The 12,632-nt window shown below is 49.4% G+C and carries 8 protein-coding genes; 4 read left to right on the forward strand and 4 right to left on the reverse strand.

Translation table 11 applies throughout. The features are described from left to right. Positions 1-118 precede the first annotated feature (118 nt). From F4Y64_08115 to F4Y64_08130, 4 genes are all read left to right on the forward strand, one after another. Positions 119-2,974: an outer membrane beta-barrel protein gene (locus F4Y64_08115; GenBank protein MXX97559.1), complete on the forward strand. Its 2,856-nt coding sequence runs from the start codon at positions 119-121 to the stop codon at positions 2,972-2,974. Positions 2,975-3,381: 407 nt separating this feature from the next. Next, entirely contained in the window at positions 3,382-3,744 is a 363-nt protein-coding gene (locus F4Y64_08120) for a hypothetical protein (GenBank protein ID MXX97560.1), read from the forward strand. Positions 3,745-3,797: 53 nt separating this feature from the next. Next, the gene (locus F4Y64_08125) at positions 3,798-4,625 is read left to right on the forward strand and encodes a UDP-2,3-diacylglucosamine diphosphatase (GenBank protein MXX97561.1); all 828 of its coding nucleotides are present in this window, start codon (positions 3,798-3,800) and stop codon (positions 4,623-4,625) included. A gap of 1 nt (position 4,626) precedes the next feature. Beyond that, positions 4,627-5,736, forward strand: coding sequence for a hypothetical protein (locus F4Y64_08130; GenBank protein ID MXX97562.1), 1,110 nt, complete (start codon positions 4,627-4,629; stop codon positions 5,734-5,736). 481 nt (positions 5,737-6,217) lie between these two features. Here F4Y64_08130 and F4Y64_08135 read toward each other — a convergent pair whose 3' ends face one another. The 4 genes from F4Y64_08135 to F4Y64_08150 form a co-directional block, all read right to left on the reverse strand. Further along, positions 6,218-7,555 carry a nucleotide sugar dehydrogenase gene (locus F4Y64_08135; protein MXX97563.1) on the reverse strand — a complete coding sequence of 446 codons (1,338 nt, stop codon included), beginning with the start codon at positions 7,553-7,555 and terminating at the stop codon, positions 6,218-6,220. A 6-nt stretch (positions 7,556-7,561) separates the two neighbouring features. Then, the gene (locus F4Y64_08140; GenBank protein MXX97564.1) at positions 7,562-9,274 is read right to left on the reverse strand and encodes a bifunctional sulfate adenylyltransferase/adenylylsulfate kinase; all 1,713 of its coding nucleotides are present in this window, start codon (positions 9,272-9,274) and stop codon (positions 7,562-7,564) included. A 134-nt stretch (positions 9,275-9,408) separates the two neighbouring features. Further along, positions 9,409-11,172, reverse strand: a complete 1,764-nt coding sequence (locus F4Y64_08145) for an SLC13 family permease (protein MXX97565.1) — start codon at positions 11,170-11,172, stop codon at positions 9,409-9,411. A gap of 25 nt (positions 11,173-11,197) precedes the next feature. Next, positions 11,198-12,538 (reverse strand): UDP-glucose/GDP-mannose dehydrogenase family protein, encoded by a 1,341-nt coding sequence (locus F4Y64_08150; protein ID MXX97566.1) that lies wholly within the window; start codon positions 12,536-12,538, stop codon positions 11,198-11,200. Positions 12,539-12,632: the final 94 nt, after the last annotated feature.

The raw sequence follows: 12,632 nt of genomic DNA on the forward strand, positions 1-12,632 counted from the left end.
TTCCCATCATGCCTCTCATCCCATATTACAAGTTTATCCTGCTTCACATGGAATAAAGCAATTACTGATTGCGTCTATTTTGGGAGTCGACAGAATACCATTCCTAAATCACTCTCTCATGTCCACCCGAGTCCTTGTAGCTACTCTTATACTCTTTACCCTCGCGTTTCCAGCTTTGGCACAGCAGGATGCCGCAAATATTATCTCAGGACAAGTGGTTGATCAGGCAGATAATACACCTTTGCCTGGGGTTGCCGTTATTCTTGAAACCATCGCTGACTCCGTACTTGTTGCTGCTGGAACAGCCAATACAGACGGGTTCTTTGCAATCAAATCGAATAAGCAGGGGGAGTTTCGGCTACGCCTCTCCTTTGTTGGCTTTGTCCGACATGAGCAATTGATTACAATCACTGGACCCTACAAATCTCTTGGCACAATTCAACTGAGATCTGATCGATTGCAATTAGACGAAATCGTCGTGGAAGAGACCCAAGAACGTATGATCATTCGCGGGGATACAACCATCTTCGCTGCAGATGCCTATAAGGTCAATCCTGATGCGACCGCGGAAGACCTGATCGCCAAGCTACCTGGCATGGTCGTGCAGGATGGCCAAGTCGAGGCACAAGGCGAGCAAGTACAACGTGTAATGGTTGACGGACGGGAATTTTTTGGTCAGGACCCTACCGCCGCTCTTCGAAATCTTCCCGCAGATATGATTCAGAATATTGAGGTCTTTGACCGAGATAGTGACCAAGCCCAATTCACAGGCTTCAATGATGGGAACCAGGAAAGAACCATCAATGTGGTCACCCGAAGCGGAATGAGTAATGGGCAGTTTGGGCAGGTCTATGGCGGATATGGGGAGAATCAGCGATATATCACCGGAGGCAATACAAATATTTTCGACGATGACCGGCGGATTTCAATTATCGCACTGTCCAATAATATCAACCAACAGAATTTTGCCTTTCAGGACCTCTTGGGGCTGATGGGTGGCGGCGGCAGAGGGATGCGTGGGAATTCAGGTGCGATGATGCGTGGTGGTGGAAGAGGTCGCGGCGGCGGGCGTCGCGGAGGTGGATTTGATCCTAGAAATTTCCTTGTAGGGACACAAAGTGGACTGAATCATACCACCTCCAGCGGGATCAACTATAGTGACGAGATCGGTGGCAAGATTCGCCTCAGTGCCAGCTATTTCTTTAACCGGGTATCCAATGAGAATACCGCATTTCTTGATCGGGAGCTCTTTCTGAGTGGAGACCAGTCTCAGTTCTACAATGAATCTACCCAGTCCAGCAGTACGAATTTCAACCATCGACTCAACGCCCGGATTGAGTATTCGATCAATGAAACAAACTCACTGATCATCCGACCCAGCCTCAGCTTTCAGAATAACTCCTCCTCCAGTTTGCAATCGGGCATTAATTCCCTTGTGACTGGAAGACTACTCAATACAGCTGACAATAATCTTATTACTGACAATCACGGATTCACCTCCTCAACCAGTATTCTGTACCGACACCGGTTTGCGAAAGCGGGCCGGACTGTTTCCGCAGACCTCCGTTTGGGATTTGACGGGCGAAAAGGAAATACCAATCAGGTTTCTGTTACCGAATTTCTACAGAACCAACGTGATCGGCAAGGGGCTACCAGTGACTCAACATATGACCAGGATATTGACAATGCAACGGCTGGGCAATCCTACTCTGTCCGACTTGCTTACACGGAACCACTGGGAGAATTCGGGCAACTGCAATTCACTTATAACCCCACCTATAATCGCAATGTGTCTGACCGCTCCGCCTACATGCTTGACCTGAGAACCGGATTACATACGATCCTGGACCCTACCTTCTCGAGTCTGTTTGATAATGATATTTTTCGGCAACGAGGTGGATTCTCCGTTCAGCGGCGAATTGATGACCGTTACTCTATTCAATTGGGCCTTGAAATTCAAAATGAGCAATTAATTGGCGATCAGACGTATCCTGTCCCCTTTCAATTGGATCGCTCGTTTGTGAGTCTCCTGCCGGAAGCAGAAATCGAATTCGAATTCGGTGAGGCGTTAGATCTGGACATTGATTACCGCACACGGACCAATACCCCCTCAATTAGCCAGTTACAGGAGGTCATTGATAATACCAACCCGCTTTTCATTTCAAGCGGTAATCCGGACCTTGAACCCAGCTATAGTCACACGATCCGCATTCGAGGAAGACGGGGAGATCGTCGAGCTGGTCGAATGATCTTCGCGTATATCAGTTGGACCAGAGAGACGAATGCGATTGGAACATCCTCGTTCCTTGCCTCTCGGGATACATTGATTATGGACAATATCCTCTTATCTCAAGGTGCCCAGTACTCTGCACCTTTAAATCTCAATAGCCCCAGTACTTCGGTGCGTTCCTTTATTGGTTTTGGAACTCCCTTTCCGCTGCTTCGCAGTAACCTGAATTTCAGAGGTGGTGTTACCTATTCCAAAACCCCTAGCCTCATCAATAATGTCGACAACCTGGGGACTCAGCTCAGCTTCAATGGTGGATTGACCCTCGGAAGCAATATCAGCGAACGAGTAGATTTTACGCTTACCTCTAATTTCTCCTATACAGCCGCAGAGAATTCATACTACTCCCCACTTGACGAGAATTTTTTCCAGCAGGATCTGGGAGTTCGTTTTGTATGGCTGCCATTCGGTGGGTTGGTGCTTGAGCATAGCCTGACCTACAATAATTATTTCGGCTTGGATGAAGAGCTGTATCCAACCACATTTATTGCCAATGCCGGCGTGGGGTATAAATTTCTACAGGCTGATGCGGCAGAAGTAAAACTAGTCTTCGGTGACATCTTCAATCAAGAGACGGGCATCAACAGGTTGATTACGGAAGCATATGTTGAGGATAGTCAGACCCAAGTACTTGGGCGCTATATCCTGCTGAATCTGAGCTATCGCTTTCGCAATTTTGGATTGTAATTCCCAGCCACTTCATTGCATTGGGGAAATATGAACATCTGCGGCATCCGAGCCGTGTGCATTCTCCTTCATGCAGATGTAATCCACAAAGCGGATATTCAGTCGGATGCGAATGGCTCAAGCATCGCCTAGATTCACGCTCGCAGATGAGGTTCCTGTGGTGACAGCGGTAACGATGCTCGTTCTCTTTGTACAACCGTTATTCAAAGCCTGATCACCGTCACATATGTCAGATTCTCTGCCTCTTCGTATCTTGCGCACACCAGAGACCGGAATGAGGTTCTATGCAGATGTCTGATCAACGAATGAACTCAGTTGGAAACTCTATGAGACTATAAATCAGGAGTACCCTTAGATCAGCCATGGACGCTTTCGTGACTTTTCCCCACGTGGTCAATTTTTGAAGCATGCGCAAGAAAAATAAGGTTGAAGTTGAACGGATCCTGAACAAGGAGGCGATCCTCTACAAAGATCGTGTGCTGAGCGACGTTGCTTTAGACTGTAAGCCACGCAAATCTACACTCCTTCATACAGCCTCACGCCTATTGCTCTACTCCAGAACCCCAATGGGGTTGCAACTCACCGTCGCTCGTTACAAGGAGGTGGAGCATATCACCTCAGGGAAAAAAAAAGGGAAACACTATGTCCAACTTCTAGGAGAAGGTTCTCGTGTACTACTTCTTTTTGACTCCAAATCTTCCCGAGAGACCTACAAAGATCTCTGTGCAGCAATTATCGAAAACAATCGTATACAAGGGACGGAAGATTGAATCGTATCAGTCCATCCCAACTCGTACTGCCCCAACAGCTTGCGATTCCCTTAATGAGCGGTGTAAAACACTATCGCACAATTTGGCTGTCCGACTTTCATCTTGGCACGAAAGATACAAAAGCAGCCTATCTGCTTGATTTTCTTCGACACAACGAAAGCGATACGCTTTACCTCGTGGGAGATATCTTTGACGGCTGGGCCCTTTCCCGCTCATGGCATTGGGATCAATTCCATAATAACGTAATCCAAAAGATTCTGCGCAAAGCTCGGAAAGGAACCCGCGTGATTTATCTACCGGGAAATCATGATGAATTCGCCCGGGATTACCTCGGGCTACGGTTGGGGAGAATCCATATAAAACAAGAAGCCATGCATGTGACCGCCGATGGTCGTAAACTGCTTGTTTTGCATGGAGATGTCTTCGATGGGATGATCCGGCATGCACGCTGGCTCTCTGTGCTTGGCTCCAAAGCATATCGCGCTCTGCTTGTATCGAATCGCGGACTCAATCGAGCAAGACGGCTTCTTGGAATGCCTTACTGGTCACTTTCAGCATACATGAAGCATCGGACGAAGCGTGCGGTTCAGGCCATTGCCGACTTTGAGAATGCAATGGTTGGAGTTGCAAAAGCGAATCACGCTGATGGAATTGTTTGTGGTCATGTTCATTTCGCTGAAATTCGCGAAATCGAATCCATCCTGTACGCAAACTCAGGAGACTGGATTGAAAGTTGCACAGGGCTGGTCGAACATTTTGATGGCCGATTGGAACTCCTGCACTGGGTAACGATGGATCATAAGCCTCAGCTGACCCGGGGCAATACGAATGGCGCACCGACTGATGTGATGATCAATACTGCGCCGGAAATGGCCCCTTAACATGGCTGGATTACGTGTTCTCTTCATTGTGCAGGGGGAAGGCCGCGGCCACTTGACTCAGGCACTCGCGCTTGCGTCCATACTCCGCAGATCAGGGCACTCTGTTTGCAAAGCAGTGGTAAGCCAAGGGGGAGATCTTGCCCTTCCCGACTATTTTGAGGAATGTCTAGAAACCCCTGTCATACAGGTGCCAAGCGGGCGTTTCTTTGTCAATCAGGAAACCCGGAGCATTGACTGGGGGCGTACGTTGGTCAATAACAGCTTCCGATGGAACGAATTCAACCGCAGCTTTGCAATCCTTAGCGAAATACTCCAGACGGAACATCCGGATATCATTGTAAACTTCTTTGAGCCACTTGCTGGATTTTTCATGTTACGTGAGCGCCCGAAAATCCCGATGGTTGCAGTGGGGCATCAATTTATGTTTCTGCATCCCCAGTACCAGTTCCCGGCTGGCTTCGAGGTACAGAAAATTTCAGCTATGACTTTCACGCGCTTAACCGGATTGGGTGCCGAGCGCCGAATGGCACTTTCCCTCTATGATGCCCCGCCCCTTCCAGAGAAAAAAATCGTCGTGATGCCGCCCCTGCTCAGGGATGAGTTGTTCGAATTGCCCGAAGATGTGTCCGAACCTTATTTCCTGATCTATCTGTATCATCACAGCCTCAGCAAAGATGTAGTCGCCTGGCACGAGCGCAACCCCACTTACCGGCTACACTGTTTTTGGAATAACGCCCAGGCCGAAGAAATCACGCATCACAGTGATACGCTCACCTTCCATCGCCTGCATGGCAGTCGCTTTCTGGAAATGATGGCACGCTGTCAGGGTATTGTCACCACCTCAGGATTCGAAACGATGGCAGAAGCCATGTACCTTCGTAAACCCCTCATGCTCAACCCCCTTCATAAACATTTCGAACAGCACTGCAACGGGGTGGACGGCACAAATCTTGGTGCGGCCATACAAACTGATGACCTGAATCTAGATCGATTGGTCGAATTTATTCCGAAATACAACTATGATGCGACCGAACTTCGATCCTGGATCGGAAAAGCAGAAGAAATGTACGTTCGTGAGCTGGAAATGGTGGCGTCTATGAAAGTCTCATAGACGTACTTTCTGGACGTCTAAATCCGCGTTACTTACCACCCTGCATCCACTACTGGCTGCATCCCCGACTCACCCCTGTCCACCGGGCCATGGCAGTCTTTTGACTACATCGACGCTATTGCCAAATACAAGTGCCACAGCCTTCCAGTCTCGGCAAATTCGGCACTATCCTCCTAGAGAATGATGCACCTGATGCTCCCGTTGCTCCCGATCCCTGCGTGCCCAGATAGCTACACTGATTGCTGCAGTCATGAGTCCCGCAATCCCGAAGACATGCCAATAATTGCGCTTTTTCATCGTAGTCACCTTGCAGTTATGGAGGTTAAAAGATTTCAGCTCTGATGCCCTATCTACACATGCCGGGCCCGTTACGATGAACGCAATCCTTGCTTTTGACCGTTTTTCTGCACCTCCCATGCAGTACCCCGCCCACAGAACCGCTCCCTCATGTGCATTGCAAGAGGGACCACAATAGCAACCACTACAGCTTCACCTGTTCCTGCGAATATTGCAGAATCTCATCCTGTTCCCGATGCAATGTAGCACGCGTATCTACGACCAATCGGGCCCGTGCATACAATTCCGCCCAATCGTAACTGGCATGATCCGTAGCAATCAACACACAATCGGCCAACTCCAGAGCACGATCCAGGTCAGTAACGGAGACCATTTCCAGTTCATCCAAGGTGAACGCCGATACAAGAGGATCGTGATAACTGATTTCCGCTCCCTTATCTCTGAGTAATTTCAGGATATCTAATGCCGGAGATTCCCGTAAATCACCCACATCTTTTTTGTACGCAACACCAATGACCAGAACATTACTTCCACGGAGCGGCTTACCGTCCTCATTAAGGATATCCTGTATACAGTGTACCCAATACTTCGGCATCGCGGTGTTGATTTCAGTTGCCAACTCAATGAACCGGGCAGTGTAGCCGAGTGTACGCAGCTTCCAGGATAGGTACTGCGGGTCAATCGGGATGCAGTGTCCACCTAAACCGGGACCAGGCAAAAATTTCATGAACCCGAACGGTTTGGTTGCCGCAGCTTCAATCACTTCCCAAGCATTCAACCCAAGTTTGTCACAAATCAAAAGCACTTCATTCGCCAAACCAATATTGACGGCTCGAAACGTATTTTCCACTAACTTGGTAAGTTCAGCCGCCTCGGTACTCGATACGGGGACAACCGACTCAATCGCGGACTCGTAGAGCGCTTGGCCCACCTGAAGGCATGATGATGTCACACCTCCCATGACCTTTGGTGTATTTTTGGTGGTCCAGTTTTTACGCCCCGGGTCCACACGCTCCGGAGAAAAGCATAGAAAAAAGTCCTTTCCGACTTCTAGATTCATGGCCTCCTGATGGAAGCGGGGTAAGATTACTTCTGTGGTAGTACCCGGGTACGTCGTACTCTCCAACACGATAATCATCCCTGGATGAAGATGCCTCGCGATCGCATCCGTAGCGCTCAAAATATGTGAAATATCCGGCGCTCCCGTTTTGCGAAGTGGTGTGGGAACACAAATACTGACCGAATCACATGTATCAAGAATATTGAAGTCGCTGGTGGCACTCAACGAACCACTTGCCACTAGTGGTGCCAAACGGTCGTTGGGGATATCCTCTATATACGAGGCACCACGATTTATCAGACGTACCTTCTTTTCGTCAACATCAATCCCAATGACACTGAATCCTGCCTCGGCAAAGGCAGCCGCCAACGGCAACCCCACATATCCCAATCCTAATACAGCGACACGAAGATCACGTGACGCGATCCTGTCTTCTATGGATTGCTGCACTGTTTTACTCATATCTATCTAAATCAAAAATTCCAATTCTCTCAGCTTCTTTACGACGAGAGCAGTGCTTTCTTCGACCGTTTCCTTGTCGGTTTTACAAACAACTTCTGGGATTTCAGGTATCTCATATGGATCATCAATTCCAGTAAATCCTTTGATCATTCCGGCACGCGCCTTCGCGTAGAGTCCCTTGACATCCCTACGCTCACAGACCTCTATCGGTGCATCAACAAATACTTCAATGTATCCCCCTTCACGTTCAATCCGCCTGCGATTAATTGCTCTGTCTTCTTCATAGGGAGCGATTGGAGCACAAATAACAACTCCTCGGTGTTTGACGATTTCAGAAGCAACATAGCCAATGCGCTGTACATTTGTAGACCGATCTATTTTGGAAAAACCAAGCCCCTTACTAAGATAAGTACGAACGACATCCCCATCTAACAAGGTGACCGGGCAAGAGAGGATCTCCAAAAGTCGTGCCTGCAGCGCATTTGCGATTGTAGACTTTCCCGACCCGGATAATCCGGTCAAAAACACTGCAAATCCCTGCTGCCCCCGAGGGGGATATGTTTTTTGTAATTCTTCAATGACACCCGGGTAGGAAAACCACTCGGGAATCTCTTCACCCCTGGCGAGCATGCCGCGCAGCTCTGTTCCAGAAATATCCAAAGTTGTTTCATTCTCTGCTACTTCATCGATCGGCTTGTATGAATCTGACGCCGGTACATAGACCATCAAACGGAACGGTACGACCTCCATTCCCAATTCCTCCGTATGGGCTTTCACCAGTTCCTGTGCATCGTAAGGTCCATAAAAAGGGGTTCCCCCTTTCATCTTGCCAGGACCGGCATGATCCCGGCCGATAATGAGATGCGTGCAACCATAGTTTTTGCGAATAATTGCGTGCCAGAGTGCCTCTCTTGGTCCACCCATCCTCATTGCCAGTGGCAATAGACTCAGTGATGCCTGCCCCTTCGGATAATAATCCAGTAGCCTCCTGTAGCTTCTTACACGGGTATAATGATCTATGTCACCTGGTTTTGTCATTCCCACTACCGGGTGAATTAGCAACTGTGCATCTATGTCCCTTGAAGCCCTGTCGGTGAGCTCCTTATGAGCCCTGTGCATGGGGTTCCGTGTCTGAAACGCTACAATCCGGGAACGTCCGCGGGACTGAAAAAAATTGCGTAGCTGCCTGGGCGTATGACGAAGATCAAGAAAGTCATAATGCGGCGGCATTTGGATCCCTTCCAAATCACCACCCAGATAATAGGAGCCTGCCTGGTTCATCAGGTATGCTACCGCGGGGTGCTCAGGGCTGGTGGTTCCGAATACTTTTTCTGCCTCTGCCTCCTTATCCGGCTTCCATAGATCTCCAACATGAAGGATTGCCAAAGGCACCCCAGTAATATCACGCAGCGCAACTCGATCGTGCCCCCTAATCCGCTGCACATCCGCTTCTGTAATATCGAGGGTGATGGGCATTGGCCAAAGTGTACCACACGAGAGGCGCATACGCTCCAATACACTATCGTAATCACGCTGATTCAGAAAGCCTCTCAGCGGAGAAAAACCCCCACAGAGCAGTAATTCAAGATCGCATAACTGCCTCCCCGTCAGGGTGATTGATGGAATGTTTACGGATTCGTTTTTAAGAACATCCGCACGCTCGTTCTCAACAACGAGTTCCAAAATTGAACCTCCATGAGGATCAATTAACGTCAGCATCAGCGTAGATTAATTCTGTGTCCAATCGGTAAATATGGAGGAGCGCTCCGCCGCTTAATTAAAAGCGAACCGGTTCACTATTGACAGAGAAATTTGTTCTGTTTGATTGAACTTCCTGGATTACTGCTCCCCGCTTAGAACCACTTCACAGATATAATCGTCACTGCTGTGATCATGATCAATAAACTGATTGGTAGACCAACTCGTAAATAATCACGGACCTTGTAGTTCCCGGCTGCCATAACCATTAAGTTCGTCTGGTACCCCACCGGAGTCATAAAGCTGGCGGCTGCGGCAACAGCTACGGCCAGTATAAAAGCTTTGGGGTCTGCATCCAAAGTGGTTGCCATTCCAAGGGCAACCGGCAGCATCAACACCGCTGCCGCTTTGTTTGCAATTAACTCTGTCATAATATTGGTACAGGCATATAGCCCTATCAGCGCCAAAATCGGATTCACGGTGGCCATACTTGTCAGAATCTGAGCGAGTCCCTCTGCAAGGCCAGTCTTCTCGGCCGCGACACCAAGCCCTAGAGCTGCTGCAATTAGCAGCAATACCTGCAAGTCCAGGGCATTACGAGCAGTTGTAATCCCGATGCAGCGTGTCACAACCATGGCCAACGCTCCTCCAAATGCAACCGTAGGTAGCGGAGCCAGCTGCATCGCAATCATAACAATCATCGTGACCAGAATCCCCAGTGACAACACAAGTTGTCTCTTGGGGGGCTTCCCGTGAGATGCTCCGCGAGGCAACACATAGTAGAACTCTGTGTGGCTTGCATTCCAACGATCCTCAAAACCTGCCACCGCACCAACCAGAATCAGGTCTCCGGCTTTCAGGGTAATATCCGTCATTGCTCCCTCTAGCCCTCCTGCCCTCTGTTGTACGGCTAGGACAACCCCACCGTAGGTTGACAAAAAATCTACATCTTTGAGTGATTTTCCAACCAGATTGGAGGTCTCACTAATCACCGCCTCATACATTGGAAGTAGATTCTTTGTCCGCTCTTTGGCAATTGCTACACCAGGCTCTAAACCAGGTCTAAGCAGGAGGTTTTCAAATATGGAGACATCTCCGCTAAAGCACAGCACATCCCTCTGCCCCAGAACGAATTGCCGATCAACAGGCATAATGTGCTTCCCCCGCCGCACCTGAACGATAGTGGATTCGTTATCGGTGTCCAGTTTCGCCTGATCTAATGTCTTCCCTGCAAAAGGAGAGCCCTCCGAAATACGAATTTCAAACAAACATTGCTGAAGACGAGAACGCGTGAACACAGGCTCACTGGCCCGATCTGGTAAAAGCCGCACGCCAAAAAAGGTCAGGAATATCAATACGACAACTGCCGCCGGCAACCCAATCAAGGAAAAATCAAAAAGCCCCAGTGGAGGGAGATCATACCCCTCTACCAAACCTGCAACCACAACATTCGTGGATGACCCCATTAAAGTAACCATCCCCCCAGCAATCGACGCATAGGATAGCGGGATCAACATTTTCGACGGAGAAATTTTGGACCGATATGCCCAGCGTTGCACAGGCTGCATCCACATTGCCACAACAGGCGTGTTGTTCATAAATGCCGAAACCAGTGCCGTTGGCACCATCATGCGAAGAAGCGCCAGAGGTAAATGATGTACCTTGCGTAAGAGGCGCCATTCGATTCGACGCAGAAGTCCACTCTCCTCAATTCCCGCAGCAACCACAAATAGGGATGCAAGTGCAATCACCGCCCCATTCGAAAACCCCGCGAAGGCCTCAATGGGGGTGATGACCCCTGCCATCAATAGGACCCCCAGCGCACCCAAAAAAATCACGTCCGGCCTGGCAAGATCCCTGATCAAGGCAATGGCAATCCCAATAATTGTGGCAATCGTTAGCCAGGCTTGCCAATCCATTCCTGCCTCAAGACACGATGAGAGATTATTTCAGAGCGACTCCGGGACGACCAATACTATAATACTCAAATCCCCGCTCCTGCATTCTGCGGGTATTATACAAATTACGTCCATCAAAAATAAGCGGTCGGCGCATCAGTCCCTTAATCCGTTGAAAATCGGGACGTCTAAATTCCGGCCATTCCGTGCAAACAAGCAGCATATCAACGCCAGAAAGAGCCTCATACGCACTCCCCGCATAGGTGATTGACTCTCCTAATACGGTACGCGAGGTCGCCATTGCCTCCGGGTCAAAGGCAGTGACCCGTACCCCACTCTCTAAAAGCCCCCGAATTACGACATGTGCGGGAGACTCCCGCACATCATCCGTATTGGCCTTGAATGCGAGTCCCCACACTGCTGCATGCTTTCCTCGCAAGTCGTTGCCGAAATAAGAACGTACTTGATCCACCAATCGCATTCGCTGCTTTTCGTTCACCTCAAGTACCGATTGGAGAATTTTGAAGTCGTAGCCCTGTCGGCGCGCCGTTCGCAAAAGTGCCTGCACATCTTTCGGGAAACAGCTTCCACCGAATCCAATTCCTGCGTAGAGAAAATGGCGGCCAATCCGGCTATCACTTCCAACTCCGATACGCACTTTGTCTACGTTCGCGCCCACCCGATCACACAGGTTGGCTACCTCATTCATGAAGCTGATACGTGAGGCCAGGAAGGCATTTGCCGCATACTTGGTTACCTCGGCCGAGCGCTCGTCCATAATGATAATTGGATTGCCCTGCCGGACAAACGGCTCATAGAGGCGCTGCATAACAGCACCAGCTTTTGCACTTGAGGTTCCCAGAACAATTCTCTCCGGCTTCATGAAGTCGTCCACCGCAGCACCCTCCCGGAGAAATTCAGGATTGGATACAACGTCAAAATCCACACCGGGATCTCCCCCTTGCTCAACCAGCACTTCTTGGACCTTCTCCGCAGTCCCTACAGGAACCGTGCTCTTGTTGACGACGATTCTATAGACGGCTTCCGACTGAGTCCCAAGCCAGATGCCAATTTCACGTGCCACCTCCAGTACATAGGATAAGTCTGCTTCCCCGTCTGCATCCGGTGGTGTGGGCAGTGCCAGAAATATGATTTCTGCGTTCTCGAGTGCTTCGCTGAGCGAGGTCGTAAATGTTAGACGCTTCTCACGCAGATTCCGATGTAGTAGGACCTCAAGGTCCGGCTCGTAAATCGGCATGTTTCCCTGGCGTAAATCTGCGACTTTGGTATCATCCACATCAACACACCAGACATCGTTCCCCATCTCTGCAAAGCAGACCCCCGAAACCAGCCCAACATAACCTGTTCCAACAATTCCAATTTTCATAAAAACAAAAACCTCGTTCACACAAAATTAGTTCGATTGTACGCAATGATAGCGGCTTTGGGTCAGCAATGAGCACGGATTGACACTATGGGAT

It is taken from the genome of Rhodothermaceae bacterium (genome assembly GCA_009838195.1).
In the GTDB taxonomy this organism is placed as follows: domain Bacteria; phylum Bacteroidota; class Rhodothermia; order Rhodothermales; family Bin80; genus Bin80.